Here is a 23,587-nt window from a genome sequence, read left to right on the forward strand (position 1 = left end):
TTCGGTTACGCTTTCACGACGGCCTTACGGCCGTTTCGCCGTCAGGCTGTTGCTCAACGCAATCCCGAGCGGTAGCCAGAACAGCACCCAGGTTTCTCGCGGGTTGCTGACGATAAACATCCCCTGCGACGCCATAAAAATCAATGCATACATGAAAATCGCCAGGCTGTATCGGCTGTCGCCGCGGCGTTTGCACCATGCCCGCCATAATCCGCTGGCGATGACCGCCAGCAGCAGCAGCAGGCCAATGATGCCGCCTTTCAGCAGCGAGCCGAGATAGACGCTGTGGGTGGTGGTGATGTGTTCACCGCTGTAGTTAATGAATTCGAGTCCATAATCGAACCCCCGACCCAGCCAGGGATGGTCCGCGATTTCCGCCAGCGTATGGCGCCAGATACTGAAACGTAGACCACTCTGTGTCCCCATCTCCTCAAAGCGGGCTAACAGCAGGTCGCCAACCGGCGTCAGGAAGAAGACCAGCCCGAGCACCACCGCCAGCGTGGCGACGATCGCTAAATTACGGCGCGTAAACACCTGCAGATGCAGCGTGCAGCAGAAGGCCAGCGCCAGGGCGATAATCGGCCCGCGACTCTGGGTAAAGACCATCATCACCAGCAGGATAGCGATCGGCACATAGAGATAATGGCTGGCTTTCTCTTGCAACAGCAGGCAGCAAATTAAGATGGCGATGCCACAGTATCCTGCCAGGTCGATAACGTTGGTCGGGCCTGGGTTTTCCGCTGAGACTTCGCGTAAGGTCAGAACCAGCGTATGGTCTATCGCCAGCGTCCAGACAGACAGCACGGTGACTCCGGCAACCACGCTGAGCAGCGCCAGATGCCGGGTGCGGGGATGGTCCATCAGGGTAGTGAGCAGCAGCAGGTAGAAGATGAGGTAGGTGCCGTGAGTCAGCGGCGAGTCAATATGTTGCGGCGTATGCCCCCAGAGATTGCTGAGCGCATAGTAGACAAAGAAGACCACCAGCAGCGCATAGGTCAGCCATTGCTGGCGGGTGCTCTCCGCCAGCGCCTGGCGATGGTCTTTGTTCAGTAAAGACAGCAGGAACAGCAGAATCGACAGGTGGAGCAGGTTATTCGTCCGGGTGGAGATGCAAAAAATAGCGCTGAAAAATAAAAATAAGGGAAAGAAAATGGAGTAACCCTGAATGGCATAGTTACTTATTTTTAAAGTACGCATCAAAAGAAACCTTTGCAAAAATCGATTCCGGCACCGCGCTCTCCTGAGAGAAATTGATGACCCGAATATGGTTTTGTTGTAGCACACAAGCGGCGTGCGAAAAGGACGGCATGACCAGGTCATCCACTTTGTTTGCCAGGTAGGAAGGCAGTTTATTCTGTTGTGTTTCGTAGAACCGCGGTTCGTGGAAATTATTCATGTCCAGCCCGCTGATAAGAATAGTGTCGAACCCCAGCCAGGCGAGGATCTGTAAGGACCAGTAGACCACGGTGCCGGCATCAAAGACCCCGTGGCGGATATCGGTGCTAAAGCAGATATCCTGGCGCTCAGGGTGGAAGCGCAGCGCTTCGATATGCTGATAGGTTTGCCGCATCATGCTGCTGGCGACTTTAGGCTGGTAAATTTTATAGCAGCCGTCTTCAATCAGCGCCAGGCGGCAGCGCAGATCGGCCGGATAGCGATCGTAGATTTTGGCGATCCCGTGCATGGTGGTAAACAGCACAAGATCGGGCTGGCCGATCACCGAGCGAATAATGTCGGGTTGCTTGTCGTAAAACTCCATATCGACAATGGTGTAGAACGAAAACCTGAGCGTATCAGAGAGAAACCAGGCGCCGTTGACACCCATCACCGGCACGCTCTCCGGCAGCCGTGAAAAATCAATACGGCGGGTGGAGGGGCCGGTCGCCGTCAACAAAACCTCGCCATGCGCGCTGTTTTTTAACGCGCTCAGGCTGACCAGCGGAACGTGTTGACCTTTGTACTGCAGCGTGCGGATTTCACCGCTTTCGGCACGGGTGATTTTGGTATACGGCCAGAGATTTTCGTTATGGCGAAAAGCCCGCGGACGCGTGTAGCGGTAAATTTGCTTGTACAGTGAACCCATTAAATCAGCCCCTGAGATTGCAGCAGCTGCGCGATGCGGGCGGCGGAAATATCCTCGGTACTGTTGCCGCTTTCCGGACGTACGACATACTGATTTTTACCGTAACCGCCAATCAACCCCGGGTCGGTGGGACCATATAACGTAAAATTGGCTTTATCGAGCGCGGCGGTCAGATGGCTCAGGCCGGTATCAACGGAAACCACGCCTCTGGCGCCCGCCAGAACCTGAGCGACCTGCTCCAGACTCATGCGCGGCAGTACTTCGACAAAGTCGTGGCCATCCGCCAGCCGTTTGGCCCGCGCTTCTTCATGCGGGGCGCCCCACGGCAACTTAATCTGCAGGCCGCTGTCGGCCAGCAGAGCGATAAGCGCCTGCCAGTGGCTTTCTGGCCAGTGTTTGTCATCGCGGGTCGTGGCATGGAGGAAGACGAGATACGGCACCGCAGAGGCGGCATCCTGGCGGGTAAAGTGGCGGGCGATGGCATAATCTCCCTGACTCTCCGGCCGGGTGTAGCCCAGGCTTTTGGCGAACAGTTCGCGGGTGCGCTCAACGGCATGCTGCTGCTTCGCGATATGGTGACGGCGATTGTAGAACAAGCTGGCCAGCGGCTCGCGGGCGGTTTGCCAGTCCATACCGTGCTTCACGCCGTGCGCCAGCCGGGTGACCAGCGCGGCGCTTTTGACCAGACCCTGAGCATCGATAATCGCGTCATATTTCTGTGCCCGTACGGCATCGCGAAAGGCCTGGCGTTCGCCCCTGATGGGGGCAGAAAACCAGGCTTTACGCCAGCGACGAATGGCGACGGGAATCACCCGATCGACCGCTTCATGCCAGGACGGGATCTGTGCGAACCCCTCCTCGACGACCCAGTCAAAGCGAATGCCGGGAAAAGCTTGCACAGCATCGGTCAGCGCGGGCAGCGTATGCAGGACGTCGCCCATGGACGAGGTTTTTACGATCAATACCCGCATCCGCTACGCTTCCTCTTTATCGGTTTTTTCCTGCAGGAGCGCGTTTAGCTCTTCCTGTACGCGCTGTGGCGTAATATCGATCAGGCTCTGATGATAACCTTCCGCGGCATCGCCCTTACGGACTTTGTGGTAGCCGCTAATCAGGCGAATCACCCGCGCTTTGTGGGACAGCGGCGGGGTGAAGTCGGGGCTGCTTGGGCCATACAGCGCCACCAGCGGGCGGTTCAATGCCGCGGCAACATGCATCAGACCGGAATCGTTACTGACGACGGCCGTACAGGCGGCAATCAGGACGACCGCCTGTTCAAGCTGGGTTTCTCCGGCCAGATTGCGACACCATGCCTGCTGCCGGGTATTCAGCGCGGCAAGGATATCGTTGCCGGCGTCATGGTCTTTGGCCGAACCGAACAGAACCACCTGATACCCCTCGTCGATAAGCTGCTTTGCCAGCTCGGCGTAGTGGTAGTGCGGCCAGCGTTTTGCCGGGCCAAACTCCGCTCCGGGGCAGAAGCCGATGATCGGACGGTCGGCAGAGATGTTGAATGCGTTGCAGACCTGCGATTTTTCCCCGTCAAAAACCTGCAGCTGCGGCCACAGCAGCGGCTGCGGCAGGTCTTTGGCGCTGAGCATGACCCCTTTGTCATAGGCCAGCGCGACATAGCGTTCAACCATCAGCGGCCAGGCGTCTTTATCCAGCACCCGCGCGTCGTTCAGCAGACCGTAGCGCATCTCACCGCGCCAGCCGGTGCGGTGCGGGATGTTGGCGAAGAAGGGAACCAGCGCCGATTTAAATGAGTTCGGCAGCACGTAGGCGCGGTCGTAGCGTCGTTCGCGCAGACTGTGTCCGAGCTTACGGCGCTCGCCTATCGCCAGCGCGCCATGGCCGAGCGGCATCGGGATGGCTTCGTTGACTTCCGGCATTCGTGACAGCAACGGACGGCACCATGCGGGTGCCATCACGTCGATGATTGCCTGGGGATAGCGCGCTCTGAGCGTGCGATAGAGACTTTGCGACATCATCATGTCGCCCACCCATGACGGGCCAACCACCAATATTTTCATTCACTTCATCCTTCAAGCCATCTCTGCGTTGGCTGCCTGCGTTCAGCCCGGTCACTGACTTTAGTAAGCCCCCGGAGATTTACTTCGTTGCCGCCTTGCTATCGCTTGAATGATTTTGTGAACCGGCGTCAGTTTCGCGATTGAGCCAGGCCATATATTCCGTTACGCCTTCGGCAACGGTCTTGAACGGCTTGTCGTAGCCCGCAGCGCGCAGGTTGGTCAGATCCGCCTGGGTAAATGCCTGGTAGCGGCCTTTCAGCTTTTCCGGGAACGGGATGTATTCGATGCTGCCTTTCTTATGGTATGCCAGCGTGGCATCGGCTACCGCCTGGAAAGATTCCGCACGGCCTGTGCCGAGGTTGAAAATGCCGGATACGCCGTTTTCCCAGAACCACAGGTTTACCGCGGCCACGTCGCCTACGTAGACGAAATCGCGTTTGAAGCCATCGCTGCCTTCGAACAGTTTCGGGCTTTCGCCGTTATTCAACTGGGTGTTGAGGTGGAAAGCCACGCTCGCCATGCTGCCTTTGTGCCCTTCGCGCGGCCCGTAGACGTTGAAATAGCGGAAGCCAACGATCTGCGAGTCGGCTTCCGGCAGGATCTGGCGGACGTATTCGTCGAACAGGAATTTGGAGTAGCCATAAACGTTCAGCGGCTGCTCATATTCACGGGATTCGATAAAGTCGCTGGTGCGGCCGCCGTAGGTTGCCGCCGACGAGGCGTACAGGAACGGAATCTGACGCTCCAGGCAGTAATGCAGCACCTCTTTGGAGTACTGATAGTTGTTATCCATCATGTACTTGCCGTCCCACTCCGTGGTGGAGGAGCAGGCGCCTTCGTGGAATATGGCTTCAATTTCGCCGAACTCTTCCCCGGCCATCACCTGAATCAGGAAGTCTTCTTTATCCATGTAATCAGCGATATCCAGGTCTACCAGGTTAGCAAACTTGGTGCCGTCTTTCAGATTATCTACGACCAAAATGTCGGTAATGCCTTTGTCATTCAGGGCCTTAACGATGTTGCTGCCGATAAACCCTGCGCCGCCGGTAACGATGATCATAACTGTAACCTTTGAAGTATGGAGTCCAGAGACAATCCGGACATGAATACTCATATCATATCACCACATGGAGCAGGCTTCAGCCATTCGCCGAAAAGCGGTTGGCGAGCGTGATTTATGCTGCAAATAATTCATCCAGGCATGCATCATCTCGTATCAGCGTATAGCTTTGGGTAATATGTGCCAAATTTTGCCAAATCTGGAGAGTTGCAATGCGTGGTGATTTTTACGAACAGTTGACCAATAGCCTCGAGACCGCTCGCGCGGAAGGGTTATTTAAAGAAGAACGCATTATTACGTCGGCGCAGCAGGCGGATATTACCGTCGGCGGCAGCAACGTGATTAACTTCTGCGCCAATAACTATCTGGGTCTGGCTAACCATCCGGAGCTGATTGCCGCCGCGAAAGCGGGGATGGACAGCCACGGTTTTGGTATGGCTTCCGTGCGCTTTATTTGCGGTACGCAGGATAGCCACAAAGCGCTTGAGAAGAAGCTGGCTGAGTTCCTCGGCATGGAAGATGCGATTCTCTACTCCTCCTGTTTCGATGCCAACGGCGGCCTGTTTGAAACCTTGTTGGGCCCGGAAGATGCCATTATTTCTGATGCCCTGAACCACGCTTCCATCATTGATGGCGTGCGTTTGTGCAAAGCAAAACGCTACCGTTATGCCAACAACGATATGCAGGAGCTGGAAGCACGTCTGAAAGAGGCCCGTGAAGCCGGCGCACGCCACGTGCTGATCGCCACCGACGGCGTATTCTCCATGGACGGCGTGATCGCCAACCTGAAAGGCGTCTGCGATCTGGCGGATCAGTTCGATGCGCTGGTGATGGTCGACGATTCCCACGCCGTCGGCTTTGTCGGTGAAAACGGCCGCGGCTCTCATGAATACTGCGATGTGATGGGCCGTGTCGATATCATCACCGGGACATTAGGTAAAGCGCTGGGCGGCGCATCCGGCGGCTATACCGCTGCACGTAAAGAGGTCGTTGAATGGCTGCGTCAGCGTTCGCGTCCGTATCTGTTCTCCAACTCGCTGGCCCCGGCGATTGTTGCTGCCTCTATCAAAGTGCTGGAGATGGTGGAGTCCGGTGCTGAACTGCGCGATCGCCTGTGGTCCAACGCGCGCCTGTTCCGCGAAAAAATGACCGCCGCGGGCTTTACGTTGGCCGGTGCCGACCACGCGATTATCCCGGTTATGCTGGGCGAAGCCGTGATTGCGCAAAACTTTGCGCGCGAGCTGCAAAAAGAAGGGATTTACGTCACCGGGTTCTTCTATCCGGTGGTACCAAAAGGCCAGGCGCGTATTCGCACCCAGATGTCTGCGGCGCATACCCCTGAACAAATTGAACGTGCGGTAGAAGCCTTTACCCGCATCGGTAAACAACTGGGCGTGATTGCCTGAGGGCGTGAGATGAAAGCGTTATCCAAACTGAAAGCGGAAGAAGGCATCTGGATGACCGACGTACCGGAACCGGAAGTCGGCCATAACGATCTGCTGATCAAAATCCGCAAGACCGCGATTTGCGGTACCGACGTACACATTTATAACTGGGATGAGTGGTCGCAAAAAACCATCCCGGTGCCGATGGTAGTAGGGCATGAGTACGTGGGTGAAGTCGTGGGTATCGGCCAGGAAGTACGCGGCTTTAAGATTGGCGATCGCGTTTCCGGCGAAGGGCATATTACCTGCGGCCACTGCCGCAACTGCCGTGCTGGCCGTACACATCTGTGTCGTAACACGATCGGCGTAGGCGTGAACCGTCCGGGCTGTTTCGCGGAATATCTGGTCATTCCGGCTTTCAATGCCTTCAAAATCCCGGACAATATTTCTGACGATCTGGCGTCGATTTTTGACCCGTTTGGCAACGCGGTCCACACGGCGCTCTCGTTCGATCTGGTTGGCGAAGATGTACTGGTATCCGGCGCAGGCCCGATTGGGATCATGGCGGCTGCGGTCGCGAAACACGTCGGCGCACGTAATGTGGTTATTACTGACGTGAACGAATATCGACTGGGTCTGGCGCGTAAAATGGGCGTGACGCGTGCTGTGAATGTTGCGCAAGAGAGCCTGACCGATGTGATGGCCGAACTGGGGATGACCGAAGGGTTCGACGTGGGCCTGGAAATGTCCGGCGCGCCGCCGGCATTCCGCACCATGCTGGATACCATGAACCACGGCGGTCGTATTGCGATGCTCGGTATTCCGCCGTCGGATATGTCCATCGACTGGACAAAAGTTATTTTCAAGGGGCTGTTTATCAAAGGGATTTATGGCCGGGAAATGTTCGAGACCTGGTACAAGATGGCCGCACTGATCCAGTCCGGGCTGGATTTGTCACCGATCATTACCCACCGTTTTGGCATCGATGAGTTCCAGCAGGGCTTTGATGCGATGCGCTCCGGCCAGTCCGGAAAAGTGGTGCTGAGCTGGGATTAAATCTGATAAAACGGCAGCCCGGCTGCGGCCGGGTTTTATGCTGAGATACGCTGAGCGCCTGCGGGCGCTTTTTTTTATTTAGATTTGGATAACATTTCACAGATCCTTCATCGTGAACGCACTTTTTCTAAATCGATTTTTGGCCTATTCGTTTATACAGTTCGTTTAACTACCGTTTAATTTTATAAACACCATGCTTAAACTCTCTGTATGCTTACTGACCTGTAATTCTGCCCGCCTGCTAGGCCAGGTTTTACCTCCGCTCCTGAAGGTGGCGGATGAGTGCATTGTTGTGGATTCAGGCAGCACCGATGCGACGCTGGATATCTGTCGCCAGTTTGGGCTGACGGTACATCATCACCCCTATACCGCTCACGGGGCGCAGATGAACTACGCGACGACGCTGGCCAGCCATGACTGGGTGCTGTGCATGGATAGCGATGAAATTCTCGATAATGAGGTTGTCGCTGAGATTCTGAGGCTTAAAGCCGGCGAGGATCTCGACCCCGCCTGTGCCTGGCGCCTGCCGCGCTACTGGTATGTGCTTGGCGAACCCGTCAGGACTATTTATCCCGTCTCATCGCCGGATTATCCGGTTCGCTTATTCAATCGTACTACGGCGGCCTTTAACAACCGCGCGGTTGACGATCAGGTGGTTGGTCACGCCCGATCCCTCAAACTCCCGGGTCGGGTGCGTCACGATACCTTTTATTCGCTGCACGAAGTCTTTAGTAAGCTCAATAGTTATACCACCCGGCTGGTGAAACATCAGAAGATCAGGCCCTCTCTGGGCCGCGGGATCATCAGCGCGATTGGCGCCTTTTTTAAGTGGTATCTGTTTAGCGGGGCATGGCGGAATGGGAAGGTGGGGGCCGTGACCGGGCTATATGCAACCCTGTACAGTTTTATGAAGTATTTTAAAGCCTGGTATGCCTTTGAAGATAAACGGGAATCTGCCGCTGAAAAACGAACAGATTCCCGATCCGCTTAGTTCGTTGGGTTGTCCCAGCCCTGCCATTTCAGCTGGTAGTACTGCACCAGAGGGCTCTGGCGGATACTTTCGCTCAGGATGCTGAAGAAGCGGCTGGCGTATACCTGCTCCGGCGGATGCTTCGGTTTACAGAACTTCACGCCGCGGAACGGGTTACGCGGCGATGTTGGCGGCGTCGTTTTCGACGGCGGTAGCCCGCTGTCGGGCCTTGAGGTATCGACCTGCGGCTCGTTCAGCAGGTTGCTCGGACGCACCAGGGTGATATCCGGCGGCAGGTTATAGACCATTTGCTGCAGGACGCGCACCGTGGTGGGGTGCGGATGACCAATAGCAATGGCGGAACCGTTGCGGCGCGCCAGCGCGATGGCACGGTTGAACTGCACGCGAATATCGGCCTCATTCTGCGTGTCATCGAGGAACACCTTACGCTTGATCACCTTCACCCCGGTACCCTGCGCCGCGCGCATGGCCTGGGTGTTGCCGATAGTAACGCTGTCGAGGAAATAGAGATTGTAGCGCTCCAGCGCCTGCATCACCTTTTGCATTCCGAACAGGCTGGAGGTCATCGCGCTGCCCATATGATTGTTCAGGCCCACGGCGTACGGCACTTTGCCATAGGCGTCGCGGATGATGCGCTCGATCTCGTCGCTGCTCATATCCGGGCGCAGCGTATCTTTTTCCAGCGGTTGCTTGCTGAGCGGCGCCATCGGCAGGTGAATAAGCACCTCGTGGCCGAGATTGTGCGCTTTAGTCGCCATTTCACGGGCGTGTGGCGCGTTGGGTAAGACGGCGACGGAGATGGTCGCTGGCAGCGCCAGTACCTGATTTTCAGTCTGTGGACGATAGCCAAAGTCGTCAATAACAATGGAGAGTTTACCGGCAAATGCCGGCGATGCCATAGCCAGCGTACCGGCTACCGCGAATGCAATTCTGCGAAATTGAAGCAAAACTTATCTTCCCAACCACGGCTGTGGATTGACCGCCTGACCCTGGCGACGAATTTCGAAATAGAGCGACGGACGGCCCTGACCGCCGCTGCTGCCTACGAGAGCAATCGGCTGGCCCGCCCGGACCTGAGTGCCGACGCTGACCAGCGCGCTTTGGTTATAGCCGTAAAGGCTCATATCGCCTTTACCGTGTTCAACGACCACAACCAGGCCGTAGCCCTGTAGCCAGTCGGCGAGAATCACCCGGCCATCGGCAATTGCCTTGACCTCGGTACCTTCAGACGCAGCGATAACCATCCCTTTCCAACGTAGTTCACCTTGCAGCTGTTCGCCATAACGATGAAGCAACGTTCCGCGAACCGGCCAGTAGGCCTGACCGCGCGGAGAGCCCAGACCGCCGGTGCGGGACATCAGCGAACGCTCGCTTTCGGTCGGTTTGTAGGTGGTACCTTTACGGGATGCATCCTGCTGACGATCGCGCACGGCCTGAGCCTCGCGAGCTTCTCGCTCTGCGCGGGCCTTCGCTGCGGCTTCTGCTTGCGCGATCCGACCGCGCAGGCGCGATTCGTTGGCCCGCATTTCGCCCAGCTGCTGCTGACCTTGCTGAATAGACGATTCAAGGCCTGAAAGGGTTTTCTTACGTTCGTTCCGCGCCTGTTCCAGTTTTGCCTGCTGTGCGCGCTGCTCGTAAACCAGCGTCTGCTGTTGGCTCTGCTTTTCTTCCAGCTCCGCCTTTTGCGCGGCGACCTCTTCACGCGTCTGTTTCAGCTGGGCGATGGTCTCCTGGCGGGCCTGGTTAAGATAACCGTAGTAAACCTGCATGCGCTGGTTACGCTGACCCTCTTCACCGCTGAGGATCATTTGCATCCCGGTATGCGGCCCCTGACGGAACGCGGCATCAAGCTGCGCCGACAGGTTACGCTCCTGAGTGGCGCGCTGACGTTCCAGCTTTGCGATTGAAGCGTTCATTTCGTCAATCTGCTTATTCAGCTGGTTCAGGGTATCCTGGGTTTCACGCAGTTTGCGGGCGGCGGCAGAGATGGCCTCTTCCTGTGCTTTGAGCTGGGCAAGCAGGGAGGCGCGTTGCTGTTGCTGTTGCTTGATCGCCCGCTGCTTTGCGGCGATATCGGCCTGAATAGATTTGAGCTGGTCGCGGTCATCCGCCTGAGCAGGTGCGGCGCACAGCAATACGCCAGCGCTGAGTGCGCTGGCGTAAAGGACGGATCGAACAGCCGTTGCGATCCATGTATTTGAATAAGTCGCCTTTCCCCTCATGGGGAAGGATTATTCCACGATGAACAGCGGCTTGCCAGTCATCTCTTGCGGGATTTCCATTCCCATCAGCGACAACATGGTTGGCGCGATATCGGAAAGCTTGCCACCTTCGGCGACTTTCACGGCTTTATCGCCAACGTAGATCAGCGGTACCGGCAGGTTGGTATGGGCCGTGTGGGCCTGGCCGGTTGCCGGATCGCGCATCTGTTCAGCGTTACCGTGATCGGCGGTAATCAGCAGCTGGCCGCCGACGGATTCTACCGCTTTGGCAACCTGATCGATGCAGTTGTCCAGCGTTTCAACGGCTTTAATTGCCGCTTCCATGACGCCGGTATGACCGACCATATCGCCGTTCGGATAGTTACAGATGATGGTGTCGTACTGACCGCCCTTGATAGCAGCAACCAGTTTTTCGGTCAGCTCGGCGGAGCTCATTTCCGGCTGCAGGTCGTAGGTTGCGACTTTCGGCGAGTTAATCAGAATACGATCTTCGCCTTTGAACGGCTCTTCAACGCCGCCGTTAAAGAAGAAGGTCACGTGCGCGTATTTCTCGGTTTCGGAGATGCGCAGCTGAGTCTTGTCGTTCTTTGCCATCCACTCGCCGAAGGTATTGGCCAGGGACGCCGGCGGGTATGCGCAGGCGACTTTAATGTCGGCGGCATATTCGGTCAGCATCACGAAGTCGAGTTTGACCTCTTTCTTACGGGCGAAACCGTCGAAATCGGCGTTGACGAAGGCGCGGGTGATTTCACGGGCGCGGTCAGCACGGAAGTTCATGAAAATCAGCGCGTCGCCGTCTTCCATCGCGGCATCGGCCTGGCCTTCGGCACGGATCACGGTCGCCTTCACGAATTCATCGTTTTCATCGCGAGCGTAAGCGGCCTGCAGACCGGCAACGGCGGTGTCGGCCTGGAACTCGCCCTTCGCCAGGGTCATCAGATCATATGCCTGCTCAACGCGGTCCCAGCGATTGTCGCGGTCCATGGCGTAGTAGCGGCCAATAATGGAAGCCACGCGGCCTTTACCGAGAGCGGCAAATTTTTCTTCAAATTTCGCCAGTGAGTTTTCAGCGCTGCGCGGCGGCGTGTCGCGGCCATCGAGGAAAGCGTGCAGGTAGATTTTTTCTGCTCCGCGCTCGGCGGCCAGCTCTACCATCGCCATAATGTGGTCTTCGTGGCTGTGAACGCCGCCAGGGGACATCAGGCCCATAATGTGCACGGCTTTACCCGCAGCAACGGCTTTGTCGACCGCGGCGGTCAGCACCGGGTTTGCAAAGAACGTGCGTTCTTTGATTTCGACATCAAGACGGGTCAGATCCTGGTAAACGATACGACCGGCGCCGAGGTTAACGTGACCCACTTCAGAGTTGCCCATCTGGCGATCCGGCAGACCAACCTCCAGGCCAGAAGCATCAATCAGCGTATGGGGACGTTTCGCCCACAATGCGTCCATGACTGGCGTTTTCGCGCTATAAATCGCGTTATCCTGCTGGTCTTCACGATAGCCATAGCCATCCAGAATGACCAGTACCATCGGCTTTTTAGAATTCGACATTGCGACAACCTCATGCTCAAAGACAGAAAATTTGCGTAATTTTACTACAGCTGAATCGTTCAAAGCACCGTAAAAGATCAAAGAAAGAGAGCGTCGGGCCCGCACGAAAGTCGTCGGAAGGGGATTTTTTCGTGACGGGCCGCAGAAAATACATTACATCGCGCTCACTGGCTGTATTTGCCGCAATGCACAGGTATACTCCTTCCCTGGTTTTTTTATCACTTAGTCGGGAGTTGTAACCCCCCATGCAAGAAATTATGCAATTCGTCGGCCGTCACCCCGTCCTGAGCATCGCGTGGATCGCGCTGCTGGTGGCGGTGCTGTTCACCACCTTTAAGGGGCTGATGTCGAAAGTTAAAGTCATTACCCGTGGTGAAGCGACGCGTCTGATCAACAAAGAAGATGCCGTGGTTGTCGACCTGCGTCAGCGTGACGACTTCCGTAAAGGCCATATCGCGGGCTCCATCAACCTGCTGCCGACCGAAATCAAGGCAAATAACGTTGGTGAGTTGGAAAAACACAAAGCACAACCCATTATAGTGGTAGACGGTTCCGGTATGCAGGCGCAAGAGCCTGCCAGCGCGCTGAATAAAGCCGGATTCGAAAAGGTCTTTGTACTGAAAGAAGGCATCGCTGGCTGGAGCGGCGAAAACCTTCCGCTGGTACGCGGCAAATAAATTTACCCACGTCTTTATGACGTAGTCAGGTTTCCCCCGCTGCGGCGATCCGTTGGGGGCAGCCTTGTCTGCGGCGTAACATCCTGCGGGTAAAAACAGGAGTGAAGTCATGGCCAATATTGATATCTACACCAAAGCGACCTGTCCGTTCTGTATCCGTGCGAAAGCACTGCTGAACAGCAAAGGCGTAACGTTCAATGAACTGCCGATTGATGGCAATGCCGCGAAGCGTGAAGAGATGATTCAACGCAGCGGTCGCACGACGGTTCCGCAGATTTTTATTGATGAGCAGCACATTGGCGGCTGTGACGACTTGTATGCGCTTGATTCACGTGGTGGACTTGATCCCCTGCTGCGCTAATTTTGCGTCCACCCAGGCCGGGTAGGCGTATTTAAGGACAACACGAAAGGGTTTTACTATGTCAGAACAAAACAGCACCGAAATGACTTTCCAGATCCAGCGTATCTATACCAAGGATATTTCCTTTGAAGCGCCAAATGCGCCGCAAGTTTTCCAGAAAGACTGGCAGCCGGAAGTTAAACTTGATCTGGACACCGCTTCCAGCCAGCTGGCTGAAGGCGTCTACGAAGTGGTGCTGCGCGTAACCGTAACCGCTGCGCTGGGCGAAGAAACCGCGTTCCTGTGTGAAGTACAGCAGGGCGGCATCTTCTCTATCGACGGCATTGACGGCAACCAGATGGCGCATTGCCTCGGCGCATACTGCCCGAACATTCTGTTCCCGTATGCTCGTGAGTGCATTACCAGCCTGGTGTCTCGCGGTACCTTCCCGCAACTGAACCTTGCGCCAGTGAACTTCGATGCGCTGTTCATGAACTATCTGCAGCAGCAAGCTGGCGAAGGTGCCGAACAACATCAGGATGCCTGATGAACGCACTTAATGCTGCAATGACTGTGATCGGTGCCGGCTCATACGGCACCGCTCTTGCCATCACGCTGGCAAGAAATGGCCACGATGTTGTGCTCTGGGGCCATGACCCGAAACATATCGCGACGCTGCAACATGACCGCTGCAATGCCGCTTTCCTTCCTGACGTCCCTTTCCCTGACACGCTGCATCTTGAAAGCGATCTGTCTGCCGCGCTGGCTGCCAGCCGCGACATTCTGGTTGTGGTGCCAAGCCACGTCTTTGGTGAGGTTCTGCGACAGATTAAACCGCTGATGCGTCCGGATGCGCGCCTGGTCTGGGCGACGAAAGGCCTTGAGGCTGAAACCGGTCGCCTGCTGCAGGATGTCGCGCGCGAAGCGCTGGGCGACACGATCCCGCTGGCGGTTATTTCCGGCCCGACCTTCGCCAAAGAGCTGGCGGCAGGGCTGCCGACGGCCATTTCGCTGGCATCCACGGAGCCGCAATTTGCCGACGACCTGCAGCGCTTGCTGCACTGCGGTAAAAGCTTCCGCGTCTATATCAACCCTGATTTTATCGGCGTGCAGCTTGGCGGGGCGGTGAAAAACGTCATCGCCATTGGCGCCGGGATGTCTGACGGCATCGGCTTTGGCGCCAATGCGCGTACGGCCCTGATAACCCGTGGTCTGGTTGAAATGTCGCGTCTCGGTACCGCGCTGGGCGCCGATCCGGAAACCTTTATGGGGATGGCGGGGCTGGGCGATCTGGTGCTGACCTGTACCGATAACCAATCGCGTAACCGCCGTTTTGGCATGATGCTCGGCCAGGGTATGGATGTGCAAAGCGCGCAGGATAAGATTGGACAGGTGGTTGAAGGCTATCGCAATACCAAGGAAGTTCGCGTTCTGGCACAGCGTTTAGGTGTCGAAATGCCAATAACCGAGGAAATTTATCAGGTATTGTATTGCGGAAAAATTGCGCGCGAGGCAGCATTGACTTTATTAGGCCGCGCACGCAAGGACGAGCGCAGCAATTAAGCTTAAAGGAACCTTTGTCACCTCGATGACCCGGTCAGCGTAGAACTGGCCGGTCATTCTGCTATCGCCTGGAGTCAGCAATGCCGTGTGAAGAACTGGATATCGTCTGGAACAATATTAAAGCCGAAGCCCGGGCTCTGGCCGACTGTGAGCCTATGCTCGCCAGTTTTTACCACGCAACGCTCCTCAAGCACGAAAATCTGGGCAGCGCCCTGAGCTATATGCTGGCGAATAAGCTGGCGTCGCCGATTATGCCCGCCATCGCCATTCGTGAGGTGGTGGAAGAGGCCTATGCCGCCGATCCGGAGATGATCGCCTCCGCCGCCTGCGATATTCAGGCCGTGCGCACCCGCGACCCGGCGGTCGATAAGTACTCCACGCCGCTGCTGTACCTGAAAGGTTTCCACGCGCTGCAGGCCTATCGCATTGGCCACTGGCTGTGGAATCAGGGGCGCCGGGCGCTGGCGATTTTCCTGCAAAATCAGGTTTCCGTTTCTTTCCAGGTGGATATCCATCCGGCGGCGAAAATTGGCCGTGGGATTATGCTCGATCACGCTACCGGTATTGTGGTTGGCGAAACGGCGGTGATTGAGGACGACGTGTCGATTCTGCAGTCCGTGACCCTCGGCGGTACCGGTAAAACCAGCGGCGATCGTCACCCGAAAATCCGTGAAGGCGTGATGATTGGCGCCGGCGCGAAGATCCTCGGCAATATCGAAGTGGGTCGGGGGGCGAAAATTGGCGCCGGTTCCGTGGTGCTACAGCCCGTACCGCCGCACACCACCGCTGCCGGCGTACCGGCGCGTATCGTCGGTAAACCAGAGAGCGACAAGCCGGCGATGGATATGGATCAGCACTTTAATGGTATTCACCATACCTTTGAGTACGGCGATGGTATCTAGAAGCGGGCTATCCCGATAACGCGCTGCCTGCGTAGCGAGGATCGGACGCCTGCGCCGCTATCGCGGAATCCGCTGCCCTACTGCTTTCCCCCGGCTGGCGCTTAGCCGGGCTACGGACCCGTGACATCGGGTCGCCCGGATAAGGCGCAGCGCGCCGCAATCCGGGAATGACTCAGGCTAACTGCGCAATAGCGCGCCCGGATACCCCAGCTGGCGCCAGGCCTCGTACACCACCACCGACACCGCATTTGACAGGTTCATACTGCGGCTGTCCGGCATCATCGGAATACGGATTTTCTGCTGTGCCGGCAGGGCATCAAGAATGCTGGCCGGCAGGCCGCGCGTTTCCGGGCCAAACATCAAAAAATCGCCATCCTGATAGCTGACCGCGCTGTGAGCCGGTGTGCCTTTCGTGGTCAGGGCGAACAGGCGCTGCGGCCTGGCGCTTTCCACGAAGGCAGCATAATCACGATGGCGCTGAACGGCGGTAAATTCATGGTAATCCAGCCCGGCGCGACGCAGGCGTTTATCGTCCCAGGTGAAACCCATCGGCTCAATAATATGCAGATTGAAGCCGGTGTTGGCGCACAGGCGGATGATGTTCCCGGTATTTGGCGGGATCTCAGGTTCGAATAGTACAATGTTCAGCATGCTGCCCTGTCTCATTAGGCTCTTAATCGCGCGGGCAGAATAGCAGATATTTGCCCGGCCCTCATCCCTGTGGGTGAGCGCCGGGCGGGGGGATTACGCAGCGTTACCCTGCTTAATCGCATTGAAGGTTTGCAGCGCGTCGGCGTTCTGAACCAGAGAGTCGCGGCTGATTTCACCAATGGTTTTGGTTCCGGTCAGGGTCATCGCCACCTTCATCTCTTTCTCGATCAGATTCAGCAGGTTGGCTACGCCCTGCTTACCGTGGGTAGCCAGCGCGTACAGATAGGCGCGGCCCAGCAGCACGCTATCGGCGCCCAACGCGATCATGCGCACCACATCGAGACCGTTACGAATACCACTGTCGGCGAGGATGGTGATATCGCCTTTTACCGCATCGGCGATGGCCGGCAGCGCACGGGCTGAGGAGAGAACGCCGTCAAGCTGGCGGCCGCCGTGGTTGGAGACCACGATCCCGTCGGCGCCGAAGCGCACCGCATCCCGCGCATCCTGCGGATCGAGGATCCCCTTGATCACCATCGGGCCGTCCCAGAATTCGCGGATCCACTCAAGGTCTTTCCAGGAAATGGACGGATCGAAGTTGTTGGCCAGCCAGCCAATGTAGTCCTCAAGTCCGGTCGGCTTACCCAGATAGGCGGAAATATTGCCGAGGTCATGCGGGCGGCCGTTTAAGCCAACGTCCCATGCCCACTGCGGGTGGGTCATCGCCTGCCAGTAGCGGCGCATCGCCGCATTCGGGCCGCTCATGCCGGAATGGGCATCGCGATAGCGGGCGCCCGGCGTCGGCATATCAACGGTGAAGACCAGAGTTGAACAGCCCGCAGCCTTGGCGCGCTCCAGCGCATTGCGCATAAAGCCGCGATCGCGCAGGACATACAGCTGGAACCACATCGGGCGCTTGATGGTCGGAGCGACCTCTTCAATCGGGCACACGGAAACGGTGGAGAGGGTAAACGGAATGCCTTTATCATCCGCGGCGCCTGCCGCCTGTACTTCACCGCGGCGAGCGTACATCCCGCATAGCCCGACCGGTGCCAGCGCCACCGGCATGGAGAGCTTTTCTTTGAACAGCGTCGTCTCCAGGCTCAGGTCCGACATATTCTTCAGCACCCGCTGGCGGAGCGCCACATCAGACAGGTCTTCAACGTTGCGGCGCAGCGTGTGCTCGGCATAGGCGCCGCCGTCGATATAGTGGAACAGGAACGGTGGCAGGATTCGCTGTGCGGCTGCGCGATAGTCGCTGGCGGCTGAAATAATCATCACGGGTTCTCCCTGGCATTTTCATTGTGGTCACCGGGCAGGCGGGTAATTCGCGCCTGGCGGGCCTGGTCTTCATCAAAGTGTTTAATCGTGGCGTGGACAAAGCCTAAATGCGCCATCATCGCCTGACGCGCGCCTTCGGCGTCACCGGCGAAAATGGCTTCCATCACGGCCTGGTGCTGCTCAGTCAGACGGGCGAATACCGGCGGGACAAGGTACATCCGCTGGCGGCTCTGTTTGACCGAGGATTGCAGGAGATCGAAAAAGCCGCGCATGGTTTGTAGCAGCACCACATTATGCGAGGCTTCGGCAATCGCCAGATGAAAGCGAACATCAGCCTGCGAGGCCAGGTCCGGGTCTTCGCTCTGGGTCGCTTCAAAGCACAGGCGAATGCGCTCTTTTTCGGCGTCGGTGGCGCGCATCGCCGCATGCCAGGCCGTGCTGGCTTCGATGGCGTGGCGGGCTTCCAGAATATCAAAGCTGTAATCGGGATCGTCGGCAAGCAGCGTTTTTAGCGGCTGAACGATATTCTGTTCCGACCACGCTTCGTGCTGCCAGCGCACGAAAGTCCCGCCGCCGCGGCGGCTGACCAGCAGGCCTTCGTTCACCAGCATCGCCAGCGCTTCGCGCAGCGAGTTGCGCGATACGCCAAGCAGGGCGGCCAGCTGGCGCTCGGCGGGCAGTCGCATGCCCGCCTCCAGCTTCTGTTCTTCAATCAGCGCCCGCACACGACGGGCTACATCGTCTGCAAGGCGCCGGGGCATCACTATCATGGGATCATCCAGGTTAAGACATAGGCCTGTAGCGTGGTAATAACGCCAACCATGCAGGTAAAGATCAGGCTGTGTTTTACGGTAAAGCGGAACAGGTCCGACTCTTTCCCCACCAGGCCTACCGCCGCACAGGCGATGGCAATGGACTGCGGCGAAATCATTTTGCCGGTGACGCCGCCGGTGGTGTTGGCCGCGACCAGCAGAATATCGGAGACGCCGATCTGCTGTGCCGCGGTTGCCTGCAGCGCGGCGAACAGCGCGTTAGACGAAGTGTCTGAACCGGTCAGGAACACCCCCAGCCAGCCGAGGAACGGCGAGAAGAAGGTAAACGCGTGGCCGGTGTGCGCCAGCGCGAGGGCCAGCGTCGACGATAGCCCGGAATAGTTTGAGATAAAGGCGAACGCCAGCACCATGCCGATGGAGTAAATCGGCAGAGCCAGTTCTTTTAACGTGCTGCCAAAGGTGACCAGCGCATCTTTTGGCTTCATACGCAGCCAGACGATGGAAAGTATAGCCGCAAACAGGATGGCGGTGCCGGTGGCAGACAGCCAGTCGAACTTATACACCGCAGCGTAAGGGGTGGCTGCGCTGACAACCGGCGGCATGCGGGCCACCATTTTATCGAGGAATGGCACGGAGATATTGATGACGAAGTCATACATCGCCCCGCCGGGAGCAAACAGGGCCTTAAACGGCGGGATGCTCCACAAAGTCACGGTGGCGGTCAGGAACAGGAACGGCGACCAGGCGCGGACGACCTGCCCGGCGCTGTAATGGGTGCGCGCCAGCGTTTGATCGACCTGGGCGGCGCCCATATCGCCGAAGCGGAAGATACGGACCGGCTGCCAGCGTTTGAGGAACAGGGTCAGGCAAACCAGCGACACCAGAGAGGAGATGATGTCCGGCAGTTCCGGGCCAAGGAAGTTAGAGCTGAGGTACTGCGCGATGGCGAACGAGCCACCGGCGACCATGACCGCCGGCCAGGTCTCTTTGATACCGCGCCAGCCGTCCATAATCGCCATAATCCAGAACAGGACGATGATGGTCAGGAACGGCAGTTGACGACCGACCATCTGGCCGATGGCAAAGCTGTCGATACCGGTGACCTGGCCGGCGACCAGAATCGGAATGCCCATCGCACCAAAGGCCACCGGCGCGGTGTTGACAATCAGACACAGCCCCGCCGCATACAGCGGGTTAAAGCCCAGGCCGACCAGCAGCGCGGCGGTAATCGCCACCGGAGCGCCAAAGCCGGCCGCACCTTCGAGGAAAGCCCCGAAGGAGAAGCCGACAATCAGCATCTGCAGGCGCTGGTCAGGGGTAATCGAGAGAATCGACGAGCGAATAATGTCGAACTGTCCGGTCTTGACCGAAATTTTATAGACGAAAACCGCGGCGATAATAATCCATGCGATGGGCCACAGGCCGTAAAAGAAGCCGTAGACCACGGAAGTCAGCGCGCGGTCAACGGGCATCTTATAGAACAGCAGCGCGACCGACAGCGCAATGGCTACGGTCCATGTCGCCGCCAGGTACCCTTTGAGCTTGAGCTTTATCAGGGCAAAAAAGAAAAACAGAATCGGTAACGAGGCGATAAGACTTGAGAGCCAGATATTACCGGCCGGATCGTAATTTTGTTGCCAGAGGTTCATGCAGGTCTCCATCGGGCCGCAAAGATGTGGTGCTGAGTCTGCGCTCCTTGCAGATCACATCTTTTGTAAAACTGGCCCAGCCAAAATTGAGTTGTAGGGTTAACGACAACGAATGGTTAACCAAATGTTATTGGCAGGCAATATATCTGTGACTAAAAATGATGGATATGTGAACCGTTGAGTGGTTTAAGAAATAATTGGTAGGGCCAATAGGACAGGGAGAAAGATCATGGATGTGAATGACAGGTGAATCAGCGCCTGTCCGGCCAGCGACTGGCAGCGAATGTGTTTCCGTAGCCCCGGTGAGCGTAGCACTACACGGGAGGGAGGGGGGATTCCCGGACATGGCGCCTGATACGCCTGTCCGGCCAGCGGCTGGCAGCGAATGTATTCCCGTAGCCCCGGTTAGCGTAGCACTACACGGGAGGGAGGGGGATTCCCGGACACGGCGCCTGATACGCCTGTCCGGCCAGCGACTGGCAGCGAATGTATTCCCGTAGCCCCGGTTAGCGTAGCACTACACGGGAGGGAGGGGGATTCCCGGACACGGCGCCTGATACGCCTGTCCGGCCAGCGACTGGCAGCGAATGTGTTTCCGTAGCCCCGGTGAGCGTAGCACTACACGGGAGGGAGGGGGATTCCCGGACACGGCGCCTGATACGCCTGTCCGGCCAGCGACTGGCAGCGAATGTGTTTCCGTAGCCCCGGTCAGCGCAGCGCCACCGGGGAGGCCTCGGGACTAAAAGATTAGAACTCGGTTTTAGCGAAGCCGGTCATTTCTTTGAGGTTCATCTCGCGACCGAGGGCGGTCATCGGATGAACAATCACCAGTCCGCGAACGCTTTTCTTCAGCTTGCCCATATCGGCCTGCTCTTTTTTCGTAATCGCGCGGCGATGCGGCAGGCTCATCAGCTTCTGCGCTTCTTTGCTCAGTTTCTGGCCCTGAACTTCGCGCAGGCGAATAATTTCGGCTTCGAGGGTCGTTTTTTCTTTTTCCAGCTCGGCGTATTTGTCCGCAGCTTCCACCAGAGACAGGTCTGCCTGCTGGTGGCGGATGGCGTCGAGGCGGTCGCTCAAACGCTTGATTTCATTCTTTTCGACTTCTTTCATGATGACTTGATCTATTAATAAAGGGATTTCGACAACATATAGTATGTGCTGTGACTTCTGTTGTGGGTAGTCATTTATCCACAATCCGGCGTTTTTTCCGCGGAAGTCTCAGAGGTAATGATTTCTAATTATATGAATGTTAATAATATTATGACTAAGAGTGGCCTGTTTTTCATCTCTGTGAAGTCTGTCGTCTATACCGCACGTTTTCCTCAACCCTGACCTCGCTTGTCGCTAATCCTTTACAGGATGATCCCTGAAAACTGGAGGGCGAGATGGCAAAAATCGGTGACGGCGTACCGCGTATTATCGACAAGACAGTTGATTTTATGGCTTCAAGCCAGGCTTTTATGGAGTATCTGAAAAAATCCCCGCGTTTGCAGAACGTGCCGCGGGAAATTCCGCAGAACAAAGAGGCGCTGTATCTGAGTCGTCTGGAGTATTACAGGCAGCTTTACCGGCCGGCTTGTGACCAGGTGGAATCCGGGTCAGAGCGTTGATTTCTGAAAGGCTTTTTTCAAGCTGATTCGGGAAATCAGCTCGGTCAGAGACAGCATCATTGTTGAACGTACAACCTGCTGGTAGCGCAGCTTCTGCATTGCCAGCAGTTCTTCGTCGCTGTCATCAAACAGCGGCGTCGGCGGCAGGGCGGTCACACAATGCAGTTCGCCAAAAGGCCCAAGAATCTCATCATCGGTAAAACTGTACTCATTTCCGTCGTGATTCAACTCTTCACGCAGGGCCATCAGCAGCTCGGCGTCTTCGTATTCGGCGCGGCTAATCACCCCAAGGCCGTAAATCAGCTTCAGGCGTACAGAAAGGTCCCCCAGCGGCCCATCGCCATCCAGCAATGGCTCCACTGCGTATTTCACCGCGTAGTCGTCTTTACGGAACACCTGAAGCACCAGAATATTGACCGCTTCCGTGAGTAGCTCGACGGTGGCGATCAGGAAGCTTCGTACGGTTTTGCCAGCATTCAGACGCTCAAGCACGCGGTTTTCAAATGCCTGTGTTTCTTCCATTATTGCCTGCATATCTGACAGGAGTAGTAATGGGCGCGGTTCGTACCGCGCCAGGTCTTGCCTCATTTGGTGGCGTTGTAGTCGTTAACGGCCTCGGTCACCACGGCACTTGCTGCATCCAGACCAGAAATCTGTGCCAGCGCAGCCTGGGGGCCCTTCTCGTTAATCAAGGCTGCCAGCTCCTGCGCCTGCGGGTCTTCTTCGCTGCGGAAGTGCATTGCCGCAGCGATCCCTTTGACCAGATTGACGTGCGGCAGAGCATATTCCAGCGTACCAAGCAGCGGCTTAATCAGACGATCGCCCGCGCTCAGTTTACGCAGCGGCTGACGACCTACGCGCTCAACGTCATCTTTCAGGTACGGATTCTCGAAACGGCCGAGGATTTTCTGGATGTAGGCGGCGTGCTTCTGTGCATCAAAGCTGTAGCGTTTGATCAGTACCGCGCCGCTCTCTTCCATCGCCCCTTTCACCACGGCGCGAATGTTCTCATCGAGAATCGCGTCGCGGATCGTCTGGTGCCCGGCCAGTTTTCCGAGGTAGGCGGTTATAGCATGTCCGGTGTTTAAGGTGAATAGCTTACGTTCGACAAATGCCATCAGGTTGTCGGTTAATTCCATGCCAGGGATCGCCGGCAAAGTGCCTTTAAACTGAGTTTTATCGACGATCCACTCGCTGAAGGTTTCCACGGTCACTTCCAGCGGGTCATGCGTCGCAGAGGCGGACGGGGGAACAATACGGTCAACGGCGGAATCGACAAAGCCGACGTTGGCTTCTACCCAGGCTTTGTCTTCTTCCGCCAGAGCGTTAAACACGTGGCCTTTAAGCTGTGTGGTTCCGCGCACCATGTTTTCACAGGCAATGATGTTTAGCGGGGCGGTGATTCCCTGCGCTTTACGCTTCGCCAGCCCCTGCGCTATAGCCGGCGCAATGCGCTCCAGCACAACCGGGCCGACGGCGGTGGTGATCAGGTCAACGCGGGCAATCAAGTCAATCACTTCATCGCCGATGCTGCTGACGGCATTGACGCCGGAAACGGTATCGACCTGCTCGTTTTCACCGACGACGTGAACCTGATAGCTATGACGGGCATTCAGGGCGTCAAGTACCACCTGATTCACATCGGCGAATGTTAACGCGATCCCCGCGTCAGCCAGCAATTTGCCGATGAAGCCACGTCCGATATTACCTGCGCCAAAATGTAATGCATTCATAGTATTAACCTTCATTAATGTTTT

At 56.9% G+C, this 23,587-nt stretch carries 24 protein-coding genes; 9 read left to right on the forward strand and 15 right to left on the reverse strand.

Features of this window, described 5'->3' with window-relative positions; translation table 11 throughout:
• Window positions 1-24 precede the first annotated feature (24 nt).
• The 5 genes from AC236I_RS00680 to rfaD all read right to left on the reverse strand — a co-directional run bounded on the left by AC236I_RS00680 (window position 25) and on the right by rfaD (window position 5,176).
• Window positions 25-1,197 carry an O-antigen ligase family protein gene (locus tag AC236I_RS00680; protein ID WP_015585521.1) on the reverse strand — a complete coding sequence of 391 codons (1,173 nt, stop codon included), beginning with the start codon at window positions 1,195-1,197 and terminating at the stop codon, window positions 25-27.
• The gene (locus AC236I_RS00685; RefSeq protein ID WP_004868927.1) at window positions 1,175-2,083 is read right to left on the reverse strand and encodes a hypothetical protein; all 909 of its coding nucleotides are present in this window, start codon (window positions 2,081-2,083) and stop codon (window positions 1,175-1,177) included. Before AC236I_RS00685 ends, AC236I_RS00680 begins: the two co-directional genes overlap by 23 nt.
• The gene (gene rfaC, locus AC236I_RS00690) at window positions 2,083-3,054 is read right to left on the reverse strand and encodes a lipopolysaccharide heptosyltransferase RfaC (protein ID WP_015585522.1); all 972 of its coding nucleotides are present in this window, start codon (window positions 3,052-3,054) and stop codon (window positions 2,083-2,085) included. Before rfaC ends, AC236I_RS00685 begins: the two co-directional genes overlap by 1 nt.
• 3 nt (window positions 3,055-3,057) lie before the next feature.
• Window positions 3,058-4,116, reverse strand: coding sequence for an ADP-heptose--LPS heptosyltransferase RfaF (gene rfaF / locus AC236I_RS00695; RefSeq protein ID WP_004868923.1), 1,059 nt, complete (start codon window positions 4,114-4,116; stop codon window positions 3,058-3,060).
• A 79-nt stretch (window positions 4,117-4,195) separates the two neighbouring features.
• Window positions 4,196-5,176 (reverse strand): ADP-glyceromanno-heptose 6-epimerase, encoded by a 981-nt coding sequence (rfaD, locus tag AC236I_RS00700; RefSeq protein WP_004868921.1) that lies wholly within the window; start codon window positions 5,174-5,176, stop codon window positions 4,196-4,198.
• Window positions 5,177-5,388: 212 nt separating this feature from the next.
• On the opposite strand from rfaD, the gene kbl reads away from it, so the two are divergent.
• The 3 genes from kbl to AC236I_RS00715 all read left to right on the forward strand — a co-directional run bounded on the left by kbl (window position 5,389) and on the right by AC236I_RS00715 (window position 8,608).
• On the forward strand, window positions 5,389-6,582 hold the full coding sequence (gene kbl / locus AC236I_RS00705) for a glycine C-acetyltransferase (protein WP_004868920.1): 1,194 nt from the start codon (window positions 5,389-5,391) through the stop codon (window positions 6,580-6,582).
• Between the two features lie 9 nt (window positions 6,583-6,591).
• On the forward strand, window positions 6,592-7,617 hold the full coding sequence (gene tdh / locus AC236I_RS00710; protein ID WP_004868917.1) for an L-threonine 3-dehydrogenase: 1,026 nt from the start codon (window positions 6,592-6,594) through the stop codon (window positions 7,615-7,617).
• Window positions 7,618-7,810: 193 nt separating this feature from the next.
• The gene (locus AC236I_RS00715) at window positions 7,811-8,608 is read left to right on the forward strand and encodes a glycosyltransferase family 2 protein (RefSeq protein ID WP_004868916.1); all 798 of its coding nucleotides are present in this window, start codon (window positions 7,811-7,813) and stop codon (window positions 8,606-8,608) included.
• Here AC236I_RS00715 and AC236I_RS00720 read toward each other — a convergent pair.
• Genes AC236I_RS00720 through gpmM form a run of 3 tightly spaced genes read right to left on the reverse strand, consistent with a single transcriptional unit; the run spans window position 8,605 to window position 12,384 of the window.
• Window positions 8,605-9,555, reverse strand: a complete 951-nt coding sequence (locus AC236I_RS00720) for a divergent polysaccharide deacetylase family protein (protein WP_032725003.1) — start codon at window positions 9,553-9,555, stop codon at window positions 8,605-8,607. The genes AC236I_RS00715 and AC236I_RS00720 overlap by 4 nt on opposite strands.
• A 3-nt stretch (window positions 9,556-9,558) precedes the next feature.
• Window positions 9,559-10,830, reverse strand: coding sequence for a murein hydrolase activator EnvC (envC, locus tag AC236I_RS00725; protein WP_015585524.1), 1,272 nt, complete (start codon window positions 10,828-10,830; stop codon window positions 9,559-9,561).
• A 9-nt stretch (window positions 10,831-10,839) separates the two neighbouring features.
• Entirely contained in the window at window positions 10,840-12,384 is a 1,545-nt protein-coding gene (gpmM, locus tag AC236I_RS00730) for a 2,3-bisphosphoglycerate-independent phosphoglycerate mutase (protein WP_032718389.1), read from the reverse strand.
• Between the two features lie 245 nt (window positions 12,385-12,629).
• Here gpmM and AC236I_RS00735 point away from each other — a divergent pair, with 245 nt between their 5' ends.
• The 5 genes from AC236I_RS00735 to cysE all read left to right on the forward strand — a co-directional run bounded on the left by AC236I_RS00735 (window position 12,630) and on the right by cysE (window position 15,866).
• Complete coding sequence (locus tag AC236I_RS00735; protein ID WP_004868909.1) at window positions 12,630-13,061, forward strand: rhodanese-like domain-containing protein; 432 nt, start codon at window positions 12,630-12,632, stop codon at window positions 13,059-13,061.
• 109 nt (window positions 13,062-13,170) lie between these two features.
• Window positions 13,171-13,422 carry a glutaredoxin 3 gene (gene grxC / locus AC236I_RS00740; RefSeq protein ID WP_004868906.1) on the forward strand — a complete coding sequence of 84 codons (252 nt, stop codon included), beginning with the start codon at window positions 13,171-13,173 and terminating at the stop codon, window positions 13,420-13,422.
• 58 nt (window positions 13,423-13,480) lie between these two features.
• Window positions 13,481-13,948, forward strand: coding sequence for a protein-export chaperone SecB (secB, locus tag AC236I_RS00745; protein ID WP_004868904.1), 468 nt, complete (start codon window positions 13,481-13,483; stop codon window positions 13,946-13,948).
• Window positions 13,948-14,964, forward strand: coding sequence for an NAD(P)H-dependent glycerol-3-phosphate dehydrogenase (gpsA, locus tag AC236I_RS00750; RefSeq protein ID WP_004868903.1), 1,017 nt, complete (start codon window positions 13,948-13,950; stop codon window positions 14,962-14,964). The genes secB and gpsA overlap by 1 nt, the downstream gene beginning before the upstream one ends.
• Window positions 14,965-15,044: 80 nt before the next feature.
• Entirely contained in the window at window positions 15,045-15,866 is an 822-nt protein-coding gene (cysE, locus tag AC236I_RS00755) for a serine O-acetyltransferase (protein WP_004106845.1), read from the forward strand.
• Between the two features lie 177 nt (window positions 15,867-16,043).
• On the opposite strand, the gene trmL is transcribed toward cysE, so the two are convergent.
• The 5 genes from trmL to AC236I_RS00780 form a co-directional block, all read right to left on the reverse strand.
• Window positions 16,044-16,517: a tRNA (uridine(34)/cytosine(34)/5-carboxymethylaminomethyluridine(34)-2'-O)-methyltransferase TrmL gene (gene trmL / locus AC236I_RS00760; RefSeq protein ID WP_004868901.1), complete on the reverse strand. Its 474-nt coding sequence runs from the start codon at window positions 16,515-16,517 to the stop codon at window positions 16,044-16,046.
• A gap of 93 nt (window positions 16,518-16,610) precedes the next feature.
• The gene (lldD, locus tag AC236I_RS00765; protein ID WP_004868899.1) at window positions 16,611-17,795 is read right to left on the reverse strand and encodes an FMN-dependent L-lactate dehydrogenase LldD; all 1,185 of its coding nucleotides are present in this window, start codon (window positions 17,793-17,795) and stop codon (window positions 16,611-16,613) included.
• Window positions 17,795-18,568 (reverse strand): transcriptional regulator LldR, encoded by a 774-nt coding sequence (lldR, locus tag AC236I_RS00770; protein WP_004868896.1) that lies wholly within the window; start codon window positions 18,566-18,568, stop codon window positions 17,795-17,797. Before lldR ends, lldD begins: the two co-directional genes overlap by 1 nt.
• Entirely contained in the window at window positions 18,565-20,220 is a 1,656-nt protein-coding gene (lldP, locus tag AC236I_RS00775) for an L-lactate permease (RefSeq protein ID WP_004868894.1), read from the reverse strand. The genes lldR and lldP overlap by 4 nt, the downstream gene beginning before the upstream one ends.
• A 747-nt stretch (window positions 20,221-20,967) precedes the next feature.
• A complete protein-coding gene (locus AC236I_RS00780) occupies window positions 20,968-21,330 on the reverse strand; it encodes a YibL family ribosome-associated protein (RefSeq protein ID WP_004868892.1) in 363 nt (120 codons plus the stop codon).
• Between the two features lie 275 nt (window positions 21,331-21,605).
• Between AC236I_RS00780 and AC236I_RS00785 the strand changes: the two genes are divergently transcribed.
• A complete protein-coding gene (locus AC236I_RS00785; RefSeq protein ID WP_004868890.1) occupies window positions 21,606-21,830 on the forward strand; it encodes a hypothetical protein in 225 nt (74 codons plus the stop codon).
• Here AC236I_RS00785 and mtlR read toward each other — a convergent pair.
• Both mtlR and mtlD read right to left on the reverse strand, forming a co-directional pair.
• Window positions 21,819-22,418, reverse strand: a complete 600-nt coding sequence (gene mtlR, locus AC236I_RS00790) for a mannitol operon repressor MtlR (RefSeq protein WP_015585526.1) — start codon at window positions 22,416-22,418, stop codon at window positions 21,819-21,821. The genes AC236I_RS00785 and mtlR overlap by 12 nt on opposite strands.
• Window positions 22,415-23,563 carry a mannitol-1-phosphate 5-dehydrogenase gene (mtlD, locus tag AC236I_RS00795; protein ID WP_099844447.1) on the reverse strand — a complete coding sequence of 383 codons (1,149 nt, stop codon included), beginning with the start codon at window positions 23,561-23,563 and terminating at the stop codon, window positions 22,415-22,417. The genes mtlR and mtlD overlap by 4 nt, the downstream gene beginning before the upstream one ends.
• Between the last annotated feature and the right edge of the window lie 24 nt (window positions 23,564-23,587).

The sequence above is a fragment of the Klebsiella sp. Sb-30 genome, assembly GCF_057652795.1.

Bases quoted from the DNA above. Each gene is read 5' to 3' on its own strand.
- AC236I_RS00680 (WP_015585521.1), bottom strand. From the start codon at position 1,197: ATGCGTACTTTAAAAATAAGTAACTATGCCATTCAGGGTTACTCCATT.
- AC236I_RS00685 (WP_004868927.1), bottom strand. From the start codon at position 2,083: ATGGGTTCACTGTACAAGCAAATTTACCGCTACACGCGTCCGCGGGCT.
- rfaC (WP_015585522.1), bottom strand. From the start codon at position 3,054: ATGCGGGTATTGATCGTAAAAACCTCGTCCATGGGCGACGTCCTGCAT.
- rfaF (WP_004868923.1), bottom strand. From the start codon at position 4,116: ATGAAAATATTGGTGGTTGGCCCGTCATGGGTGGGCGACATGATGATG.
- rfaD (WP_004868921.1), bottom strand. From the start codon at position 5,176: ATGATCATCGTTACCGGCGGCGCAGGGTTTATCGGCAGCAACATCGTT.
- kbl (WP_004868920.1), top strand. From the start codon at position 5,389: ATGCGTGGTGATTTTTACGAACAGTTGACCAATAGCCTCGAGACCGCT.
- tdh (WP_004868917.1), top strand. From the start codon at position 6,592: ATGAAAGCGTTATCCAAACTGAAAGCGGAAGAAGGCATCTGGATGACC.
- AC236I_RS00715 (WP_004868916.1), top strand. From the start codon at position 7,811: ATGCTTAAACTCTCTGTATGCTTACTGACCTGTAATTCTGCCCGCCTG.
- envC (WP_015585524.1), bottom strand. From the start codon at position 10,830: ATGAGGGGAAAGGCGACTTATTCAAATACATGGATCGCAACGGCTGTT.
- gpmM (WP_032718389.1), bottom strand. From the start codon at position 12,384: ATGTCGAATTCTAAAAAGCCGATGGTACTGGTCATTCTGGATGGCTAT.
- AC236I_RS00735 (WP_004868909.1), top strand. From the start codon at position 12,630: ATGCAAGAAATTATGCAATTCGTCGGCCGTCACCCCGTCCTGAGCATC.
- grxC (WP_004868906.1), top strand. From the start codon at position 13,171: ATGGCCAATATTGATATCTACACCAAAGCGACCTGTCCGTTCTGTATC.
- secB (WP_004868904.1), top strand. From the start codon at position 13,481: ATGTCAGAACAAAACAGCACCGAAATGACTTTCCAGATCCAGCGTATC.
- gpsA (WP_004868903.1), top strand. From the start codon at position 13,948: ATGAACGCACTTAATGCTGCAATGACTGTGATCGGTGCCGGCTCATAC.
- cysE (WP_004106845.1), top strand. From the start codon at position 15,045: ATGCCGTGTGAAGAACTGGATATCGTCTGGAACAATATTAAAGCCGAA.
- trmL (WP_004868901.1), bottom strand. From the start codon at position 16,517: ATGCTGAACATTGTACTATTCGAACCTGAGATCCCGCCAAATACCGGG.
- lldD (WP_004868899.1), bottom strand. From the start codon at position 17,795: ATGATTATTTCAGCCGCCAGCGACTATCGCGCAGCCGCACAGCGAATC.
- lldR (WP_004868896.1), bottom strand. From the start codon at position 18,568: ATGATAGTGATGCCCCGGCGCCTTGCAGACGATGTAGCCCGTCGTGTG.
- lldP (WP_004868894.1), bottom strand. From the start codon at position 20,220: ATGAACCTCTGGCAACAAAATTACGATCCGGCCGGTAATATCTGGCTC.
- AC236I_RS00780 (WP_004868892.1), bottom strand. From the start codon at position 21,330: ATGAAAGAAGTCGAAAAGAATGAAATCAAGCGTTTGAGCGACCGCCTC.
- AC236I_RS00785 (WP_004868890.1), top strand. From the start codon at position 21,606: ATGGCAAAAATCGGTGACGGCGTACCGCGTATTATCGACAAGACAGTT.
- mtlR (WP_015585526.1), bottom strand. From the start codon at position 22,418: ATGAGGCAAGACCTGGCGCGGTACGAACCGCGCCCATTACTACTCCTG.
- mtlD (WP_099844447.1), bottom strand. From the start codon at position 23,563: ATGAATGCATTACATTTTGGCGCAGGTAATATCGGACGTGGCTTCATC.